Origin of the sequence: Streptomyces sp. NBC_01474 (genome assembly GCF_035918215.1) — a bacterium.
GTDB classification, from domain to species: Bacteria; Actinomycetota; Actinomycetes; order Streptomycetales; family Streptomycetaceae; genus Streptomyces; species Streptomyces aureus.
Map to the genome: position 1 here is coordinate 1860625 of NZ_CP109449.1, position 18348 is coordinate 1878972.

The 18348-nt window shown below is 69.0% G+C and carries 18 protein-coding genes and 4 pseudogenes; 9 read left to right on the forward strand and 13 right to left on the reverse strand.

Annotation, left to right across the window (positions count from 1 at the left end; all coding sequences use genetic code 11):
- Positions 1-21: 21 nt before the first annotated feature.
- Both OG758_RS08770 and OG758_RS08775 read left to right on the forward strand, forming a co-directional pair.
- On the forward strand, positions 22-243 hold the full coding sequence (locus OG758_RS08770) for a hypothetical protein (RefSeq protein ID WP_326709458.1): 222 nt from the start codon (positions 22-24) through the stop codon (positions 241-243).
- A gap of 206 nt (positions 244-449) precedes the next feature.
- A complete protein-coding gene (locus OG758_RS08775; protein WP_326709459.1) occupies positions 450-1025 on the forward strand; it encodes a hypothetical protein in 576 nt (191 codons plus the stop codon).
- A gap of 739 nt (positions 1026-1764) precedes the next feature.
- Here OG758_RS08775 and OG758_RS08780 read toward each other — a convergent pair.
- From OG758_RS08780 to OG758_RS08800, 6 genes and pseudogenes are all read right to left on the reverse strand, one after another.
- Entirely contained in the window at positions 1765-3828 is a 2064-nt protein-coding gene (locus tag OG758_RS08780) for a fructose-specific PTS transporter subunit EIIC (RefSeq protein WP_326709460.1), read from the reverse strand.
- Positions 3829-3976: 148 nt separating this feature from the next.
- Entirely contained in the window at positions 3977-4924 is a 948-nt protein-coding gene (gene pfkB, locus OG758_RS08785; protein WP_326709461.1) for a 1-phosphofructokinase, read from the reverse strand.
- Between the two features lie 89 nt (positions 4925-5013).
- Positions 5014-5775, reverse strand: coding sequence for a DeoR/GlpR family DNA-binding transcription regulator (locus tag OG758_RS08790; RefSeq protein ID WP_326709462.1), 762 nt, complete (start codon positions 5773-5775; stop codon positions 5014-5016).
- Between the two features lie 284 nt (positions 5776-6059).
- A pseudogene (locus OG758_RS48870) lies at positions 6060-6158 on the reverse strand (IS982 family transposase); the annotation flags it as partial.
- A 256-nt stretch (positions 6159-6414) separates the two neighbouring features.
- Positions 6415-7008: a TetR/AcrR family transcriptional regulator gene (locus OG758_RS08795; protein ID WP_326709463.1), complete on the reverse strand. Its 594-nt coding sequence runs from the start codon at positions 7006-7008 to the stop codon at positions 6415-6417.
- 68 nt (positions 7009-7076) lie between these two features.
- Positions 7077-8399 carry an MFS transporter gene (locus OG758_RS08800; protein ID WP_326709464.1) on the reverse strand — a complete coding sequence of 441 codons (1323 nt, stop codon included), beginning with the start codon at positions 8397-8399 and terminating at the stop codon, positions 7077-7079.
- Between the two features lie 191 nt (positions 8400-8590).
- Here OG758_RS08800 and OG758_RS08805 point away from each other — a divergent pair.
- A pseudogene (locus OG758_RS08805) lies at positions 8591-8938 on the forward strand (IS982 family transposase); the annotation flags it as partial.
- A 101-nt stretch (positions 8939-9039) separates the two neighbouring features.
- On the opposite strand, the pseudogene OG758_RS08810 reads toward OG758_RS08805, so the two are convergent.
- The 4 genes and pseudogenes from OG758_RS08810 to OG758_RS08825 all read right to left on the reverse strand — a co-directional run.
- A pseudogene (locus tag OG758_RS08810) lies at positions 9040-9339 on the reverse strand (transposase); the annotation flags it as partial.
- A gap of 155 nt (positions 9340-9494) precedes the next feature.
- Complete coding sequence (locus OG758_RS08815) at positions 9495-9896, reverse strand: VOC family protein (RefSeq protein ID WP_326709465.1); 402 nt, start codon at positions 9894-9896, stop codon at positions 9495-9497.
- A gap of 98 nt (positions 9897-9994) precedes the next feature.
- Positions 9995-10177, reverse strand: a pseudogene (locus OG758_RS08820) (IS5/IS1182 family transposase); the annotation flags it as partial.
- 226 nt (positions 10178-10403) lie between these two features.
- Positions 10404-11348, reverse strand: coding sequence for an alpha/beta fold hydrolase (locus OG758_RS08825; protein ID WP_326709466.1), 945 nt, complete (start codon positions 11346-11348; stop codon positions 10404-10406).
- A 96-nt stretch (positions 11349-11444) separates the two neighbouring features.
- Between OG758_RS08825 and OG758_RS08830 the strand changes: the two genes are divergently transcribed.
- A complete protein-coding gene (locus tag OG758_RS08830; protein WP_326709467.1) occupies positions 11445-12038 on the forward strand; it encodes a TetR/AcrR family transcriptional regulator in 594 nt (197 codons plus the stop codon).
- Between the two features lie 43 nt (positions 12039-12081).
- On the opposite strand, the gene OG758_RS08835 is transcribed toward OG758_RS08830, so the two are convergent.
- Positions 12082-14235 carry a SpoIIE family protein phosphatase gene (locus OG758_RS08835; protein ID WP_326709468.1) on the reverse strand — a complete coding sequence of 718 codons (2154 nt, stop codon included), beginning with the start codon at positions 14233-14235 and terminating at the stop codon, positions 12082-12084.
- 920 nt (positions 14236-15155) lie between these two features.
- On the opposite strand from OG758_RS08835, the gene OG758_RS08840 reads away from it, so the two are divergent.
- From OG758_RS08840 to OG758_RS08850, 3 genes are all read left to right on the forward strand, one after another.
- The gene (locus OG758_RS08840) at positions 15156-15317 is read left to right on the forward strand and encodes a hypothetical protein (protein WP_326709469.1); all 162 of its coding nucleotides are present in this window, start codon (positions 15156-15158) and stop codon (positions 15315-15317) included.
- Between the two features lie 364 nt (positions 15318-15681).
- On the forward strand, positions 15682-16062 hold the full coding sequence (locus tag OG758_RS08845; RefSeq protein ID WP_326709470.1) for a helix-turn-helix domain-containing protein: 381 nt from the start codon (positions 15682-15684) through the stop codon (positions 16060-16062).
- A 135-nt stretch (positions 16063-16197) separates the two neighbouring features.
- On the forward strand, positions 16198-16458 hold the full coding sequence (locus tag OG758_RS08850; protein WP_326709471.1) for a hypothetical protein: 261 nt from the start codon (positions 16198-16200) through the stop codon (positions 16456-16458).
- A 91-nt stretch (positions 16459-16549) separates the two neighbouring features.
- Here OG758_RS08850 and OG758_RS08855 read toward each other — a convergent pair whose 3' ends face one another.
- Complete coding sequence (locus tag OG758_RS08855; RefSeq protein WP_326709472.1) at positions 16550-16867, reverse strand: hypothetical protein; 318 nt, start codon at positions 16865-16867, stop codon at positions 16550-16552.
- A 395-nt stretch (positions 16868-17262) separates the two neighbouring features.
- Positions 17263-17586 (reverse strand): hypothetical protein, encoded by a 324-nt coding sequence (locus OG758_RS08860; RefSeq protein ID WP_326709473.1) that lies wholly within the window; start codon positions 17584-17586, stop codon positions 17263-17265.
- Positions 17587-17862: 276 nt separating this feature from the next.
- On the opposite strand from OG758_RS08860, the gene OG758_RS08865 reads away from it, so the two are divergent.
- Together OG758_RS08865 and OG758_RS08870 are read left to right on the forward strand one after the other, a co-directional pair.
- Positions 17863-18078 (forward strand): hypothetical protein, encoded by a 216-nt coding sequence (locus tag OG758_RS08865; protein WP_326709474.1) that lies wholly within the window; start codon positions 17863-17865, stop codon positions 18076-18078.
- A 30-nt stretch (positions 18079-18108) separates the two neighbouring features.
- Complete coding sequence (locus tag OG758_RS08870; protein ID WP_266557025.1) at positions 18109-18321, forward strand: hypothetical protein; 213 nt, start codon at positions 18109-18111, stop codon at positions 18319-18321.
- The last annotated feature ends 27 nt before the right edge of the window (positions 18322-18348 follow it).

Genomic DNA, 18348 nt, shown 5'->3' on the forward strand with positions numbered 1-18348 from the left:
TGTGCTGGAGTGCTGACGAGAATGAGCCAAAGCACCGTCCGATCGAAGGCGCGGGACGCTGAACCAAGGCGACAGACGGAAGAAGCGAACGCACGGCAAGAACGAGCCCGACGCGAACTCCTCGACCAACGCAGGCGCGATTGGTTGCGCGCCAGATACGGCGTTGAGGACATGGATGCCGCCGCCGAGGTAAGCGGCAAGGACTGGTTCACTATTCTCGACGAGTGGCTGGACCAGCACTGAACGTGCCAGACCCGTGCCAGGTTAGGCAGGAAGCCCCGGGGAGTCGCGGACAATCAGACATCGCGCCGAGGGCGCCCAGGCTGCTCCGTCGCAGTTCAGCGGCCAAATGCCCCTAGATCACCCGAGCTTCTCAAGCTCAGGTCCTCAGATGTCCGCTCAGGCCTTCAACTGCTGGCTGTCGGTGGCGCCTCGTACTCTCCCTCCTCATGGGAAACTACTTCCAAACCATCGTCGACCTCCAGGCCACGCCGGCCGACGCAACGGCACTGGCAGCCCGCGGCCTTGACTGGCTCGTCGCGGAAGGGATAGTCCGCGCCGAGCGCACCGACTGCGTTCTCGGCGCCCCGCTCGGACACCCACCGGGTCCGCTCTGGGCCAAGGCGGTCGAGCAAGTCGACTGGGAGCCGAGCGACGGACTCAAGGTCGAGACAGGCCGAACCGTCTTCCACGGCGGGCAGGGCGATGCCATGTACGCCGCCTGCCCTCACTGCGCCGCCCGCGTGGATCTGTATACCGATGAGTGGGACGCGATCGAGGACGCCTGGGATCCCTTCAACAAGGCCATCGGCACCTGGCGCGACTCGGGCCAAGCTGCCGTCACCTGTCCACGCTGTAGTCGAGCTGGTGACCTGACCGCGTGGACCTGGGACAACGACTACTACGCGTTCGGCTATCTGGGATTCGAGTTCTGGGACTGGCCCGAGTTCAGCCCCGGCTTCCTCGAACGCTTCGCACGCGTGCTGGGTGACCATCGCACGGTCCTGGTGGGAGGCAAGTTCTGAGGATCGGTGCTTCAGGCGACCGCTCCAGGCCGCCAGTCGGCCGACCAGACCTCATCCTTGCTCGTTGGGTGCCTCGGTCCTCGGGCCTAGCCCGTCTCAGTTTCCGTCTCATTCAGCCCCGTTCACGATGGTTCGGACGCAACCCAGAGCCGAGACCACTGGACGAGGCCAGCGACGAGATGATTGCGTTCAACGTGAGCGACAGCGTTGAGTGTCTAACTGCGTGACAACGCAGGCAGACAGCGGCGGACGAGCACGAACACGTACGTACCACCGCAGCAGGTCAGACAAGCACCGGACCAAGGTCGGCAGGCTGTCCCAGTTGCTTCGGGACGAAGAAGTCCCCGTGCCACAGCCGTGCCACATCGTGCGGTCAGCCACGGTCAATGGCGGCTCGGCACAGTCGAGACGCGCCGTTCACCTGGGCTGCCGTTACAGCCGGAGTGACCTGGGGGCATTCGCTTCGGATCACGTCCGCCCTTACAAGATAGATGTCGGCGGTTCGAAACCGTCCGCGCTCGCCACGACTGAGGGCCAGGTCGACCGGGCGAATCCGGGAAACCTGGGCCTTGGTCGTTCTCGGCCTCCTTCGGCGCCGCCGTGCCGCTTACGTGCCGGACGGTCTACGCGCGGTGGCCGCTTCACCTTCCTGAGCTGACCTTCCACGGGGAAGGCCAGCTCAGCGCCGAACTGTCAGGTGGCCACCAGCATCTGCTCAGATGGTCACCGGAATCTCCTGTCAGGCGGCCACCGGTATCTTCGGCTCCTCACCCTTCTGCGCCGGCACGTCGCCCGCCCCGTCCGCCCCGCCCTCGGGGGCGGGCTTCCGCATCCCCTTCAGGATCACGACCAGAGCCGTCGACACACAGACACCGGCGGCGATCGCGATGAGGTAGAGGAACGGGTTGCCGATCAGCGGGACCACGAAGATGCCGCCGTGCGGGGCGCGCAGGGTACAGCCGAAGGCCATCGACAGGGCGCCGGTGACCGCGCCGCCCGCCATCGAAGCGGGGATGACGCGCAGCGGGTCCGCCGCGGCGAACGGGATCGCGCCCTCCGTGATGAACGAGGCGCCCAGAACCCAGGCCGCCTTGCCGTTCTCGCGCTCGGTCTTGGTGAAGAGCCGGCCGCGCACGGTCGTCGCGAGGGCCATGGCCAGGGGCGGGACCATGCCGGCAGCCATCACCGCGGCCATGACCTTGAGCGAGCCCTCGGTGGGGTTCGCGAGGCCGCCGACCGCGAAGGCGTACGCGACCTTGTTCAGTGGGCCGCCCAGGTCGAAGCACATCATCAGGCCGAGGATGACGCCGAGGATGATCGCGTTGGCGCCGGACAGGGAGTTCAGCCAGTCCGTCAGGGCGCGCTGGAGGGAGGCGATGGGCTTGCCGATGACGAGGAACATCAGGAAGCCGACCACCGCGGAGGAGATCAGCGGGATGACGACCACCGGCATGATCCCGCGCAGCACGGGGGGTACGTTCACCTTCTGGATCGCCATCACGACGCCGCCGGCGATGAGACCGGCGGCGAGGCCGCCGAGGAAGCCGGCGTTGATGGTGAGCGCGATCGAACCGCCGACGAACCCGGGCACGAGCCCCGGCCGGTCGGCCATCCCGTACGCGATGAAGCCCGCGAGGACCGGGACGAGGAACGCGAAGGCGACGGAGCCGACCTGGAAGAGCAGCGCGGCCCAGCTGTCGGTCTGGGTCCACACGAAGTGCTCGGCGACGGACGGCGCCTTGTTGATGGTGTAGCCGCCGATCGCGAAGCCGAGGGCGATGAGGAGACCGCCGGCCGCGACGAAGGGGACCATGTAACTGACGCCGCTCATCAGCCACTTGCGCAGCTTGGTGCCGTAGCCGTCGCCGGCGTCACCGGCCCGGTCAACGGGGGTGGTGGACGCTGCGCCCGAGGTCGTCTCGCCGCGGGCGGCCTTCTCGCGTACCTCGCCGATGAGTTCGGCGGGCCGGTTGATGCCGGCCTTCACGCCGACGTCGACGGTGGGCTTCCCGGCGAAGCGGTCCTTCTCCCGTACGGGCACGTCGTGCGCGAAGATCACGCCGTCCGCTCCCGCGATGGCTTCTGGGGCGAGGCGGGTGAACCCGGCCGAGCCCTGTGTCTCGACCAGCACTTCCACGTCGCCCACGTCCCGGCCCGCCTTCTCCAAGGACTCGGCCGCCATGTAGGTGTGGGCGATGCCGGTGGGGCAGGAGGTGACGGCGACGATCTTGAACTTCGCGGCGGGGGCCGCTGGAGCGGTCTCGGGCTCGGGCCTGGGCTCCGGCTCGGTAGTGGACTCCGGCTCGGTGGTGGGCTCGGGCGTGGACTCCGGCTCAGTGGTGGACTCGGGCGTGGGCTCGGGTTCGTCCCCGCGGATCAGCGCCGCCGTGGCCCCCGCGTCGGTCGCCGTGCGCAGCGCCGCCTTGAAGTCCTCGTCCATCAACTGCCGTGCCAGCGAGGACAGGATGGTGAGGTGGGCGTCGTCCGCTCCGGCGGGCGCGGCGATGAGGAAGATCAGGTCGGCCGGGCCGTCCGGCGCCCCGAAGTCGATCCCGACGGCGCTGCGGCCGAAGGCGAGGGTCGGCTCGGTGACGTGCTCGCTGCGGCAGTGCGGGATGCCGATGCCGCCGTCGAGGCCGGTCGGCATCTGCGCCTCGCGGGCCGCGACGTCGGCCAGGAAGCCGGCCAGGTCGGTCACCCGGCCCTGGGCGATCATCCTTTCGGCGAGGGCGCGGGCCGCCGCCTCTTTGGTGCTGGCGGACAGGTCGAGATCGACCAGGTCCGCGGTGATCATCTCGCTCATCGCGGGTTCCTTCGCACTCGTATCGCCTTGGCGGCGGGGGTGGGGACGGGGGTTTCGCCGCGGGGACGGCGGCTCCGGAAGGGAGCGTGGGGAGTGATCAGGTCAGAGGCGACCGGATGGGGCGTATTGAGGGGTGGGGCGCAGGCCGTCATGGCGCGGGCTCCTTCAGGACGCGGTCCAGCGGGACGTCCGCCGTGAGGGTCACCGCGTCCGGGTCCAGGTCGGCCGGGGTCGGCATCGCGCTGCCCGGGAGCTGGACCGCAGCGGCGCCGTGGGCGACGGCCGAGGCCAGCGCCCGCGGGCCGGTGCCGCCCGCGATGAGGAAGCCGGCCAGGGACGAGTCGCCCGCGCCGACATTGCTGCGGACGGTATCGACCGGGGCGGTGGCGAACCAGGCGCCCGAGCCGTCCACGAGCAGCTGCCCGTCCGCGCCGAGGGAGGCGAGGACGGCGCGTGCGCCGAGGTCCCGCAGCTCCTCGGCCGCCTTGACCGCGTCGCCGACGGTGACGAGCGGACGGCCGACTGCCTCGGCGAGCTCCTCCGCGTTCGGCTTGACGACGTCGGGCCGTTCGCGCAGGGCCGCGAGGAGGGCCGGGCCGGAGGTATCGAGCGCGATCCGGGCGCCGGCCGCGTGGGCGCGGGCGACCAGCTCGGCGTACCAGGACGGGGCGAGGCCGCGCGGGAGGCTGCCGCAGCAGGCGATCCAGTCGGCGCCCGTGGAGCGCTCGCCGACGACGGTGAGCAGTGACTCGGCTTCTTCCGGGGTGAGTTCGGGGCCGGGCGCGTTGATCTTCGTCAGCGTTCCGTCCGGCTCGGCGAGCGCGATGTTGGACCGGGTCTGTCCGGCTACGGGGACGGGGTCGACGCTGATCCCCTGGGCGTCGAGGAGCTCGGCCACGAGGGCGCCGGGCGCGCCGCCCAGCGGAAGCACGGCGAGCGTGGGGGCGCCGGCGGCGGCGACGGCCCGCGAGACGTTGACGCCCTTGCCGCCCGGGTCCATGCGCTCGCCGGTGGCGCGCAGGACCTCGCCCCGGTCGAGCGCGGGGACCTCGTAGGTGCGGTCCAGGGAAGGGTTGGGGGTAACGGTGAGGATCATGCCGCGTGCGTCTTCCGTGGTGGCTTGCGTGGGGGGTGCCGGGGCCGGGGCCGGTGTCGTGGCCGCTTCCGGGGCCGGTGTCGTGGGGCTCATGCGCGGACCACTTCCGTGCCGCCCTTCTCGATCGCGGCCGCGTCTCCGTCGCTGAGGCCGCTGTCGGTGATCAGCACGTCCACATCGCCCAGGTCGCCGAAGCGGGCGAAGTGCTCCTGCCCGTACTTGGCGGAGTCGGCGAGCAGCACGACCCGGCGGGCGGCGCCGACGGCCGCACGCTTCACGGCGGCCTCGGCGAGGTCGGGGGTGGTCAGGCCGTGTTCGGCGGAGAACCCGTTGGCCGCGAGGAAGAGGACGTCCGCGCGAATCTCCCCGTACGCGCGCAGGGCCCAGGCGTCGACGGCGGCGCGAGTGCGGTGGCGGACGCGGCCCCCGACGAGGTGCAGCTGGATGCCGGGGTGGTCGGCGAGGCGGGCCGCGACGGGCAGGCCGTGGGTGACGACGGTGAGCGTGGCCTCCAGGGGCAGCGCCGCGGCGAGGCGGGCGACGGTGGTGCCCGCGTCGAGGATCACGGTGCCGTCCTCGGGGAGCTCGGCGAGCGCGAGCCGGGCGATGCGGTCCTTCTCGTCGGCCGCGGTGCCCTCGCGCTCGGCGACGTCGGGCTCGAAGTCGAGCCGCCCGGCCGGTATGGCACCGCCGTGCACCCGCCGTACGAGACCGGCCCTGTCCAGGGTCTTGAGGTCGCGGCGGATGGTCTCCGCGGTGACCTGGAACTCCTCGGCGAGTGACAGCACGTCCACGCGTCCGCCATCACGCGCGAGACGGAGGATCTCCTGCTGCCGCTCTGGTGCGTACATGTCCGTCTGCCTCCGACGTCTCACCCGGTTGTGCCCGAGTCTGTGGTTTCAATCTGAGGCTACGGCTGGATTTCCAGAAAGTGAACAGGTTCGGGCATGTCGCAGACACAATCGGACTTTGATCACGGGTGCGACAGGCGGTTCTCCGCGGCCCGACAGGCGGATCTCCGCGAGGAGGTACGGCGAAGGGCCCGGCCTCCCAGGGCGTGTCTGCCAAAACGATCACGGTTCACGCAGCCAGAGGATGAGCGATGCGCGTCGGAGGCCGGCGAGGTAGCGGCTGACACGACCGGCCGCCAGGGCGCGAGATGCGGAGACGCCTTCAGCGGGTCATCCGTCTTCGCATGGAGTGCGGTCGCGAGATTGCCCAACTCCGTCTTCACACAGTGACGTTGACCGCCCTCGCCCCACGCGCGCGGCCGATCCATTGGTATCGATCATCTAGTGGTGCTGCGTCGGGAAACCAGTGGTCAGACGTCGGCCGAGCGGGCTGCGGCGTACCGTCCGCGGATCGGGCCCGACCGGAGCCGGCGTCCCGGTGCGTTGGCCCGGGTCGCTCTCCCGTCGCCGCGTCAGTAGCCCTGGCGCACTGCGTGGTTCACGCTCGCCGCCCCGGCCCGTGTGCGTTCCAAGCGCCGCTCATGCCTCTACGGATGCGCCCGTCGCCGCCGCGATCAGGGCGGTCGCCGCCGCGCGGGAGGTCGCGGCCACCGTGGAGTCGTGGTCCATCAGGGCGGAGATGCCGGCGCCGTCGTAGAGGAGTTGGAGCTGGCGGCCCAGGGCGTCGGGGTCAGCGGCGCCGGCCTCGGCGGCGAGGCGGGTGAAGAGTTCGCGCATCCAGCCGCGGAAGGTGTCCGCCGCTTCATGGACCAGCCCGTCGGGGCTGGCCTCGGCGCCGGCGCGGATGAAGGCGCAGCCGCGGAAGTCGGGCCGGTCGAACTGCCGCCCCTGGGACTCGAAGACCGCCAGCATCTGCTCGCGGGGCGTGTCGCGCTCCGCGACGGCCCGCGTGATCCGGTCGGCGGTGGCCGCGTGCCGGTGGTCGAGGTAGGCCCGGACGAGCTGCTCCTTGCCGCCGAAGGTGTTGTACAGCGACGCCTTGGCCACGCCCGCGTGCTCGATGACCCGGTCGATCCCGACGCTCTGCACGCCCTCGGCGTAGAACAGCTCGTTCGCGGCGGCGAGCAGGCGCTCACGCGCCGACGGCTTCGCGGTGCTCTGGACACTCGCCATGACGGTCACTCCTTCAGACAGATCTGTCTACATTATGCTCCGGCCGAGTCCCGGCCGGAGGCCACCCCTCAGGCGTTGGCGCCGACCCGCTCGACCGGCAGGACCGCCGCCCCGTCCCGGCCGCCGCGCAGCAGCCCGATCAGCGCGAACGCCGCGAGGACGATCACGGCGACGCCGTACTCCTGCGCGGTGGCGGTCAGTCCGCCCGCGTGGACGACGAGGAACCCGGCGATCACTGCGGGCACCCCCATGCCCAGGTAGGAGACGACGAAGAGCAGCGACAGCACCCCGGAACTCTCGTGCGGCCGGGCCAGCGGCATCACCGTACGGATGCCGCCCTGGAACCCGCTGCCGAAGCCGACGCCCGCGATGGCGGTGCCGACGAAGAAGCCGGTGGAGGAGGAGTCACGGATCGAGACGAGGGTGAGGGCCACCCCGGCGATCAGCGCGAGGATGCCGGTGAGCATCACCGTCCGGGTGGCCGCTTTCCGCAGGACCAGCACCGAGACGGCGGCGACCCCGGCGAGCACGAACAGGCTCAGTCCGCCGAGGACTTCGGACCTGGAACCGGTCAACTCCCGCGCGAGGGACGGGCCGAGCGACCCGTACAGCCCGGCCAGCGCCCAGACGGCGAACAGCACCGGTGCGGCCACCAGCATCGGGCGGCGTACGGCGCGCGGCAGCTTGATCTCCGGCGCCAGGCTGGCCAGCGCCCCCGGCTTGCGGGTCACCGTCTCCGCCATCAGTGCGACGGCGACGGCCTGGAGGACGAAGACCGCCATCAGCCCGAGGAAGACCAGATGCGTGGGGGCGGGCAGGAACTGGACGACGAGGCCGGAGACCAGCGCGCCGGTCGCCGTGCCGATGCCCGGGACGACCGCGTTGGTGATCGTGCCGCGCGGCCGGTCGATGTCCATCATCCCCGCCCCGATCGCGCCGAGCGCGGCGCCGGTCGACAGTCCCTGGACGATCCGGGCGACCATCAGCCCCGACACGCCGTCGGCGGTGGCGAACACGACCATCGAGGTGGCCTGCGCCGCCAGTGCGGCCAACAGCACCGGCCGCCTGCCGACGTGGTCGGAGAGCTTGCCCATGGTGAGCAGCCCGAGCAGCACGGCCACCGCGTAGACGCCGAAGACCACGGTGGTGGCGATCGGGTCGAAGCCCCATTCGGCCTGGTAGACCGCATAGAGCGGGGTGGGCGCGCTGGAGGCCGCCAGGAACGAGATGGTGATCGAGGCGAGCACGTACAGCGCCACGGTCGGCGGCAGCCGCCGGCCCCGCGCGGATACGGCAGCGGAGTCGGATCCGGAAGCGGATCCGACTCCGGCGGGCGCCGCATCCGAGGTACGCGCCGGATTGGACACCGGGACGACCGAGAGATTCGTCATGACCATTCCCGTCCGAAGCACGAGTAGACCTGTCTGTCTAATTGCGATTAGATTAGACAGACAGGTCTACTCACGTCAAGCGGGAGAGGTGAGCGTCGCTCGGGGCGGGTTCACGGGCTCGCGGGCTCACGGCGGGCTTCGGGCCCGCGAGGCCGGGCCTACCGCTCCGAAGCCGCCCAGGTGAGCCGCGTTCCCACCTGCGGCATCTCGTCCCGTACCTGCCCAAGCAGCCCGGCTACAACAAGCGGCTGCGCAAGAGCGCCGAACTGCTCCGCCGGGTCACCCGACTGCCGGCCGCCGACACCTCGGTGCGGAACGACGACGTGTGGATCGTCGACTCCACACCGGCCGAATGCGGCCGCTCCCCCGGGACCGCGAAACGCTCCGACCTGGCCGGGTGGGCCGAGTACGGGTACTGCGCCAGTCACAGCCGGTTCTCTTGGGGGCTGCGGCCGCACCTGGTGTGCACCCTCCAGGGGCTTCCCGTCGCGTTCGCGCCGACCGGCGCCAAGGCAGGCGAGCGCGAGACTCCGCTGAACCCTGGATCGCTCCGGTGTTCCTGAGCCAGCCGGCGAAGAGGACCTGACAAAGGCGTTGGACGTGGCGGTGGGTGATGAGGCAGGTGGCGAGGCTGAGGAAGGGCCTCGTGGATGTCGTCGCGTCGTTCCCAGCGGATGCGCAGGCGGCGGAAGCCGTGCAGCCAGGAGATCGCCCGCTCGACGCCCCAGCGGAAGACTCCCAGACCGGTGCCGTGCGGCTGACCGCGTTCGGCGATCACGGGGCGGATGCCACGTGCCCGCACCAGGCGCCGGTATGTGCCGTGGTCGTAGCCGCGGTCGGCGAAGAGCAGCTCGGGCCGATGCCGTGGCCGGCCGATGGCGGGGATCTTGTCGAGCAGGGGCAGCAACTGCGTGACGTCGTTGCGGCTCCCACCAGCCATCGAGGTGCTGGACGAGCCCCAGGCAGCTCCATCCGGACGGCAGCACGGACCGCCGCAGTGCCTCCGTGTCGAGCCGTCGAGTCTGCCGAGGGCAGGGCGGCGCTGTGTGTCCAGAGAGGTCAGGAGTGCCTAGATCTCAGTGTCCGCTGTCGCGGTCAATGCGCGATCTCCCAGATGTGGCCGCCCGGATCGCAGAAGCTGGCAGTCCGTATCCCCCAGGGTCGGTCCATCGGACCGTTCAGCAGCGTCACGCCGCGGGCGGTCAGGTCCTTGCACATCGCGTCCACGTCGTCCACGGGGAGGGTGAGCTGCAGACGGGAGCCGGCGTCCGGGTTGGCGACGCGCGCGGGGCCGATCAGTTCGTGTGCCGCGGTGGATTGCAGCAGGTTGATGATGGTGTTCCCGAAGCTGAACACGGCCGAGTTGTCGTTCTCGAAGGTCACCGGCAGGCGGAACACGTCACGGTAGAACCGCTTCGTGGCCTCCAGGTCCTCTACGAACAGGGTGATGGCACTGATCTTTCCGGGCCACGTGGTTTCGCTTGTCGTGTGGGTCACGGCTACAAAGAATCTACGAGTGGTTGCGCCCTGCATAGGGGGCGGTAGGGATCTCCTCGCGAGCGGACCGGGGCCTATCCGGTGAGGGACAGGTTGTGCAAGCGGGCGAAGACGTGCCCGACGCGGGCGCGGACCTGTTTGTGGGTCTTGTTGTGGGCCTGTTTCCAGACGGGCGGGTCTTCGCCTTTGCGGCGGTGGGGCATCACGAGCCCCGCGCCTGGATAGCCGCCGTCGGCTGTCGTCATGGTCTCGCCGACGGTGGCCTTCGCGCCGGACTCCTCCCTCTGAATGACGTGACGGGTCAACAGTTGGAACGGGCACCTGCCTCGGTCCACCTGACGTTGGCCGGCGTTGGTGGCGTTCTTCCAGGCCGAGAGTTCGGTGTTGAGGATGTCGCGGTCGACGATCCGGCGGTCGAGACATTGCCCGGTCAGCGCGGAGAGTTCGATGTCGGTTCGTTGGCGGCCTGTGGTGGGTGCCGAGGATCTGGTGATGGTGAAGCTCGAACTACCCGAGACGCTCGTGAGCGATGAACGCAGTCAACGCGTCCACAAATGCGGCGGGTTGCTCGTCAGGAATGAAGTGTCCCGAATGTGGGATGACGACACCGGTCGCGTTGTCTGCCCACGGGCTGATGGAAGCGGCCATGTCGGGGATCGAGCCGTGAGAGCTGGAGATTCCCAGGACCGGGACGGTCAAGTGCTGTCGTCCGAGAGCGTCATGATTCTTGCGTGCTGATTCCGCGGCGTCGCGGTAGTAGGCGAGAGACGCTCGGAGACCGCCTTCTGCAGCGACAGCGGCGGCGTAATGGTCGATCTCGGCACTGTCGAATGTGTTCGGGGACAGTGCTTTGACCTTCAAAAACCAGTCAACGTAGTCACGCTCACGACCGGCGAGCAGCGTCTCGGGAAGATCTGGCACCAGGTGGAACGCGAAGTGCCAGGTCTTCCATGCCCGGTCGGGATCCGTCGGGATGGCGTCCGGGAGGCTGATGCCGGGAATGCCGGCGTCAAGCAGAGCGACACCGTGCAGGCGCTCTTCGTAGTTCAGAGCTAGCGAGAAGGCGACCCAGGCCCCGATGTCGTGGGCGACGAGCCAGTACTTCTGCACGTTGAGCGCAGTGACCGCGGCCTGGATGCGCGAAGCGACGGTATGCGTGTCGTAGCTGTCTTGTGGGCGGTCGGAGTGGCCTTGTCCTGGCAGGTCGATTGCGATCACGTGGAATCGCTCGGCAAGGGCCGGCGCAGCCTTGCGCCAAGCCCACCAGGTCTGCGGGAATCCGGCGAGCAGGACGACGGTAGGGCCGGTCGGCTGACCGCCTTCCACGGCATGAAGTCGGATGCCGTCTGCGTCGACCCAGCGGTGAGTGAAGCCCGCAAGGTCGTGCAGCGGCAACCCGGAGATTGGATTCTGGCCCGAAGAGCGGTTCGCGGCGGTCGCAGCGTCAGTCATGCCTGAACCCTAACGCATCTTGAACCATTCAGTTCAAGATATGATGAGCGAGGCCACAACGGCTTGACTCAAGCTCAAGAACGAGGTGCGTGCGCGATGGCCGGGAAGAAGCAGTTCGACGTGGACGTCGCGCTCGATGCGGCGATGGTCCAGTTCTGGCGAGCCGGATACGCCGACACATCTCTCGACGATCTCTCCAGGGCGACCGGACTGAACCGCAGCTCCATTTACTCCTCACTCGGCGACAAGGAATCGCTTTTCTCTCGTTGCCTGGACCGCTACGCCAGGCGGTACGGAGACAGGTACGACCAGGCCCTTGCAGGTGCGTCCGAAGATCCACTGCGGGCAGTACAGGCGTTCTTCGAAGTCACACTGAGGCGCATCGCCGACCCCGACGTGCCGGACGGATGCCTGGTCGCCCAAACCGCGATGGCGCTACCGGTACTGAGCCCCGACATTGCCACGCGCGCGATCGAAGCCCTGGGCCTTCAGCGTGCGCGGCTGCGGACCGCCTTGATCGCCGCGAAGTTGACTGACAGCGACGCCGACAACTTCGCCGTTCACATCGCGGCGGTCAACCAGTCACTGGCCGTGATGAGCAGGGCCGGGGCGAGTCAGAAGCAGCTCCACACGATCGTCGACATCAGCATGAGCGCGCTCTCGCAGGCGTTGCGCGCTCCCCGGGTCTAGGGGTATCGCTGCGTAGAAGAGGGCAGTGGGCTGTTTTGTGTCATCAGCCGGTCTGTTGCACGTTGATGACGAGCAGTGCGATGTCGTCGTTGCGGGGTGCGCACTGCGTGGCGTAGTGGACGAGGTTGTCGGCGAGGGTCTCCGCGGTTTCGCCCGGGGCTCGTGCGAGATGCACGGCGAGGTCAGCGATGGCGTCCTCGATGTCCACGCCGGAGGTTTCGACGAGTCCGTCGGTGTAGAGAGCAAGCACGGTGCCGGGTGGCAAGGGGATCTCGGCGGTCTCGTAGTCGGCGGTTGGATCGATGCCGAGTACGAGCCCGGGCGGCAGGTCGAGGACCTCGGTGTGCCCGTCGGGGTGGAGCAGGAGTGGTGGGGGGTGACCGGCGGTGGCCAGGCGGGCACGGTGGTGTGCCAGGTCGAGGTGGATGTAGAGGCAGCTGGTGAACATGCCCGGGTCGAGGTCAGTGAGCAGGCGGTTGGTGCGGGCGAGGACGTCGCCGGGGGATGCGCCGGCGGTGGCGTGGACTGCGGTGCGAACCTGGCCCATAAGGGCGGCGGCATTGACGTTGTGGCCCTGGACGTCGCCGATGGCAGCGGCGGCGTTCGTTTCGTCGAGGCGGATGAGGTCGTAGAAGTCGCCGCCGATGTCCACGCCGTGCGTGGTCGGGAGATAGCGGGCGGCCAGGTCCAGGCCGGGGATCGGGGGCAGGTCGTGGGGCAGCAGGGCGGCCTGCAGGCTGTGGGCGAGTTGGTACTGGGCGTCGTAGAGGCGGGCGCGTTCCAGGGCCTGGGCGACCAGCCCGGCGATTGAGGTGAGGATGGCGCGTTCCTCTGTGGTGAAGGAGTGAGGCCGGTCGTAGGCGAGCACCATCGAGCCGACGGTGCGCCCGGAGGCAGTCAAAGGCAGGAACGCCCAGGCAGCCATGCCGTCCTGGAGCACGGCGGGGGGATAGGCGCGTTTCAGGTCCGCGAAGGTGGCGAAGAAGGCAGGAACACCCGTCACCAGGACGCGTACCGCGGGGGTGTGTGAGGTCAGGGGGGCGAGGTCGAAGCGGTCCATGAGTTCGGTGGTGTAGCCGCGGTGGCCGATGATCTGCAGGCGGCCCTCCTGCGCGGTCATCAGCGCGAGGGCCTGGACACCGAAGGCGGGCATGATCTGGCGGGGGACCCGGTCGACGACGTCCTGCACGCCGACGGCTTCGGTGAGCATGGCGGCCAGGTGCAGCAGGTGGTAGAGCTCCCGTGCTCGGCTTGGCGTGGCCGGCGACGCGGCGAGCTGCGTATCCGGGGTGTCCTCGGCAGGGGCTGTGGGGGCAGGAGTGATACGGACGCTGACGCCGGAGGCATTCGGATGGAGCTGGAAGGACAGCCACCGATCCGGCGGGCGCCGGGCGGTGAAGGACGCGGTCCGGCGGCTGAACACCGCGGATCGGTAACAGTCTTCGAAGACCGGGTCATCCAGCCAGGGCAGCGCCTGTGAGGGGAGCGCGCCCAGCAGATCGGGGATATCCGCTCCGACCAGTTCTGCAGCGGCAGTGGTGACGAAGGAGATCCGGCCTTCCAGGTCCAGCGCGCAGCAGCCCCCGGGGAGACGCTCGGCAAAGTCGACCGCGGCCATTGCCTCGCCCGGACAAGGAGCGTAGGAGCGGTGCGGCGGCAGCACCCGCGGCTCGGCTCCGGGCAGCACCGGGCGGCCACTGTCGGCGGCCCGCTGCAGGAGCAGAGCGGCGTGACGGCAGAAGACACCGATCGCATCACGCTCGCCCTGGGACAGCTCCGGCGGATGTGAACCGGGCCAGAGCAGCACCAGTCCACCCCGATCGGTATCGCCTGTAGTGACCGGGGCCGCCGCTGCCGCAAAGTGGTACGGCAACACGAGCGCGGGCCTCGGGTAGCGGCGCGCCATCTCTTCACTGCTACCGACCCACACCACGCGCCGCTCGCGTACGGCATCAGCCACCGGGATCTGGGCGGCCAGCCTCACCTCTGCCCACGGCGCGACGATCTGCAGCGGAATCCCCGTCAGCAATGCCATCCGCAGTACCGTCTCGCCCGACGGCAGCAAATACACCGCGCCCACAGACGCACCGGTCTCCTGCACGACCCGGACCAGAGCGGGCTCCAGCAATTCCAGGCCGGAGCCGGCCTCGGGGGTGAACGCCGCCTCCCGCACGTTCTCACCCTCCCTCGATGACACCGCAGCGAGGTCCCCTCACGCACTCGTCACGATTCCGGGCGGCGTCAGCGCTGATGCCGACGCCCGCACCGAACCGTGCCCGGCCGCCCCGGCCCGCCCGTCGGCCGGTCACCGCCCCGCGCACGAGCAGCCCGATCGGCCCAGGTCTCCCCGGCACAGCTACGCAATGGCAGCCGCCCGCCGAGAGAAGGTCACTCCCCCGCTGCGCGACGACGTGTACCCGTTCCGGCAACTCCGCACCACCGAGCCCCACCGCCTGCCGGGCCTCTGCACCCTTCCTCCAACGGCGCCGCGCCGGCCAGGCCACCCGCCGATGTACCTGGCACGAACGTCGGCCACGACCTGCCGGTACCGATGGTGTGTCGCGCCAGCCATACCGAACGTCGCACATATGTGGACAATACGCCCGTCATGCTGTAGAGGCACTCGAAGTCGCCACATCACGGACCGCCGCCGCCCCAGCACACAGGGGGACCAGCCGGAGCATGCCGCACAGGGCAGCTCAACGTCCGGCTCGCCCGGGCCGCCCCGGTCCTCGCCCGCCGCATCCGCCGCCAGTGCCGCGAGCGGCGTCACCGGGTTGATCCATCTCTGCGCTGATCACGTCGCACCGGCGGCCATCGCCACGAGCTCGCCCAACACCTCGCGCTCGATATCGAGGAACGACCGCCCTTCACTCTCGGCGATCCACTTCCCGAAGGCCGGTGTCGCCGTCACCACCGCCGCCAACTACCCCGGTGATCCACGCCGGCGCGCACCGCCGTACCCCACCGGGCTGAAGGAGCGTCGGCCCCTGGCCCCTCATCGACACGCTCCTCTCCGTGAGTCCAAGGGCGGTCGCGGGATGGTCGCACGCGGTCTGCGTTTCGGTGCGCTCGGCGAACTGTCCGACTCTCTCGGTCTGAAGCCGTCTCCGGTCAGTGACATCGGATCTGGCCCGGGCGCGGGAGAAGGCCGCACAGATCGAGGCGCAGATGGCCTCGTCGGTCCCCTTCCGGCCGGCTCGCCCGGCGGAGGTCGTCTGGCTCGTCCTGCTGGGCGATGTCCGGCGCGTCACGGGGCGGGCGGTGCCGCAGTCCTGATCGAAGACCGGACTCCGGTGCGGGAGTGGGCGACCTTCGCGCGCGGCGCGGCGCCGGGCCGCGGCCCGATTCTCGGGCGCGCCGGCGTATCGGCGGTTGACCGGGGCGGATGCGGCTGGCGTTGCGGGAGGAAGTACCAAGAGCGGGTGAGGCAGGGACTGCTGCGGGGGCGACGGACATGACGCGGCCGGCAGCGAAGCGAGGGCGTCGGGCGTGACGGAGCAGGCCGCGAAGCGTTGAACCCAGCGGTCGTGGTGCCTCCGGGCAGTGTCCAACGAGATTGGACACAGTCCCCGTAGCACCTGATGGCAAGCCGTTCAAGAGTGTTTGCTCAACCGCCTTGCTAGCAGGAAGAATCGATGTCGTGGCCAACGCACTACAGGAATTGGTGAAGAGCCGGCTGGAGCAGCAGGGCTGGTCCTACGGCGACGTGGCCCGGCGCGGCGGCATCCCGCGATCCACCGTCCACCACCTGGCGACCGTCACGCACGTGGCCCGCATGCCGCAGCAAGCCACCCTCGAAGGCCTGGCCCGGGGACTGGAACTGCCCCTGGACTCGGTACGCAGAGCCGCCGCCGAGGCCTGCGGTATCCATCTCTACTTCGAGGACCCCGCCGACACGGCGTCCGACCCGGAGATCGCCACCCTCATCGCCAGCGTCCAGCGCCTGTCCGATGCCGACCGCCGCCACGTCACCGCACTCGTCGAGTCCCTCCTGCGCAGCACCCCCGGCGGCCCCCGCTAGGGGTTTCGCCGCACGGGCGTCCATTGCGTGCCGAACCGTCAGATCGCCGTAAAAATCGTTCCATTGGGGCTATCCTCTCGTCGCACGGGCCGCGTTGAACCGCCCGAATCCTCCAGGGAGGGAGAGGGGGTCTACGTGCTTGTCGTCCGTGGGGTGTCCGCGACCGCCGTCGTACGGGGCAGGACGGGGGAACCGGTGGTCCTGCTCTCCGGCGAACTCCCCGAGGCCCTCACCCGTGCCGCCCTCGACGAACTGCTGAACCTGGCAGCCGCGGTGCTCGATGCGGAGGAACTGCGGCTGTTCCGGAGCTGCCTGTCCGCGCTGCACTGCGGCGAGAAACTCGACGAACGCCGTATCGAGGTGGGCGGAGCCGTCCTGACCGTCTACCGGAGTTGATTCCGGACACGGCCGCGGGGCTCCCGGGAGTTGCTCCCGGGAGCCCCGCATTGGGTGCACCCCACATCGGGTGCCGCCCGATCAGACCGGATCAGAAGTCGCGGTCACAGTTCCTGTAGTCGTTGTAGTCGCTGTAGCCGCGGTAGTTGACGTGGCGGTAGCCCCTCCAGTCGTTGCGGTAGCCGCAGTTGTCGTCCCACCGGCTCCAGTAGTGCCCGCGGTGGTGCCGGTTGTTGTACCGGTAGTCCCCACACCAGCCGTTGTTGTGGGAGGCCGCCTTGTGCAGGAGCCGGTGGGCTTGGGCCGGGGCGGCCGTCGCGGTGGAGGCCATGGCCGTGCCCGTCAGGGGGATGGCAACCGCTGCGATGGTCAGGGCGGCCGTCGCGGTGGCGCGTGCCAGTTTTCTCACCGTGTTTCTCCTTGTTTCGATGAATTGCCGGATGGCGTGCCAGACATTACTCGGCAACGGCCCTCACCCATTCATCCAACCGGCTATGGACGACTTGCCGGAGCACAATCTGCGCAGGGTTTCGTGGCGTCCAAAACGTGCTCTGAGCTTTGCTTACCGGGTATTTCCGGTCTCGCTTCCGCGGCGGCCTGAAGCACTCTTCAGGGTGAAGCAACTCCCGTGTGTCGTGGTCGTGTTGCGAGCCGCCGTGAAATATCAAAAAGTCTCCTGGACCGCCCCGGGGTATGCATTGAAGAATTCTCTGTCGTTTTCATGAGCGGGGAGTTCTGCCCTGCGGAAACGGAAATCTGACGCAGGGTATTCGCCCCGCGTTGTGCGCAGTCGGTTCAGCGCGGTCAGCTTCGGTAGACGGTGAGGACGGCTCCGCTGACCTCGATACGGCGTTCGTCGAGTTTCTCGCCGCAGTGCAGTGCGGACAGGCAGCTCCGGAACAGCCGTAGTTCCTCCGCATCGAGCACCGCAGCGGCCAGGTTCAACAGTTCGTCGAGGGCGGCAGGGGTGAGGGCCTCGGGGAGTTCGCCGGAGAGCAGGACCACCGGTTCCCCCGTCCTGCCCCGTACGACGGCGGTCGCGGACACTCCTTGGACGACAAGCACGTGCACCCCTCTCGCGGAGGTTTCGGGCGGTTCACCCGTCTTGAGGGTCGAGAGGATAGTCATGGTGGGGCGGTGCAACATGGGCCGAATGGCCCCGAGTTGAGCCAATCGGGTGACGAGCTCGACGCGTGTCGGGTGGGGTTTGTATCCGGTCATATGCCCTCCCGCCTGCCGTTTCCCTTGATAGGCGATGTGTCCGGTGGGGGGCGATGTGCGGGAAGTGGTTGTCCGAGGTTCTTGAACGGTCTACTGTCCAATCTCGTCAGACAGATCGTCCGGCATGGATGGACGTCCGAGATCGTATGTGACCGTCCATGCCCATTCAGTAAAGGAACCACCATGCTCGGCATGCGTGAGCTGGACGCGGAATCCGCAGAGCTGCTGCCCGGCCGTGAGGCCCTGGGCCGGCTGAAGTTCAACTTCGTCAAGACGACGAACGTGACGCGGCACGTCGCCTACGTCCAGGCCCAGAACAACTCGTACGCGCTGAACGCCTGCTCCCCCGAGGCCATCGCCCAGTCCGCGGGCAACCAGACCATCAACGTCCACCAGTAACCCACCCCTTATCCCGAAAGAGGTTTCACCATGAACAACGAACAGCTCAACGATGAGTCCGCGGAACTGCTGCCCGGCCGTGAGGCCCTGGGCCGGCTGAAGTTCAACTTCGTCAAGACGACCAACGTGACGCGGCACGTCGCCTACGTCGACGCCCACAACAACTCGCTCGCGGCGAACCTCAACTCCCCCGAGGCCATCGCCGCCTCCGAGGCCAACCAGACCATCAACATCAGCCAGTAGCGGCACCCGACGCGTGCGGACCGTGGT

Excerpts from the sequence above, each read along its gene's own strand:
- OG758_RS08770 (WP_326709458.1), top strand. The coding sequence starts at position 22 with ATGAGCCAAAGCACCGTCCGATCGAAGGCGCGGGACGCTGAACCAAGG.
- OG758_RS08870 (WP_266557025.1), top strand. The coding sequence starts at position 18,109 with ATGAACAACGAACAGCTCAACGATGAGTCCGCGGAACTGCTGCCCGGC.
- OG758_RS08860 (WP_326709473.1), bottom strand. The coding sequence starts at position 17,586 with ATGACTATCCTCTCGACCCTCAAGACGGGTGAACCGCCCGAAACCTCC.
- OG758_RS08800 (WP_326709464.1), bottom strand. The coding sequence starts at position 8,399 with ATGACGAATCTCTCGGTCGTCCCGGTGTCCAATCCGGCGCGTACCTCG.
- OG758_RS08865 (WP_326709474.1), top strand. The coding sequence starts at position 17,863 with ATGCTCGGCATGCGTGAGCTGGACGCGGAATCCGCAGAGCTGCTGCCC.
- OG758_RS08775 (WP_326709459.1), top strand. The coding sequence starts at position 450 with ATGGGAAACTACTTCCAAACCATCGTCGACCTCCAGGCCACGCCGGCC.
- OG758_RS08795 (WP_326709463.1), bottom strand. The coding sequence starts at position 7,008 with ATGGCGAGTGTCCAGAGCACCGCGAAGCCGTCGGCGCGTGAGCGCCTG.
- OG758_RS08830 (WP_326709467.1), top strand. The coding sequence starts at position 11,445 with ATGGCCGGGAAGAAGCAGTTCGACGTGGACGTCGCGCTCGATGCGGCG.
- OG758_RS08790 (WP_326709462.1), bottom strand. The coding sequence starts at position 5,775 with ATGTACGCACCAGAGCGGCAGCAGGAGATCCTCCGTCTCGCGCGTGAT.
- OG758_RS08780 (WP_326709460.1), bottom strand. The coding sequence starts at position 3,828 with ATGAGCGAGATGATCACCGCGGACCTGGTCGATCTCGACCTGTCCGCC.
- pfkB (WP_326709461.1), bottom strand. The coding sequence starts at position 4,924 with ATGATCCTCACCGTTACCCCCAACCCTTCCCTGGACCGCACCTACGAG.
- OG758_RS08825 (WP_326709466.1), bottom strand. The coding sequence starts at position 11,348 with ATGACTGACGCTGCGACCGCCGCGAACCGCTCTTCGGGCCAGAATCCA.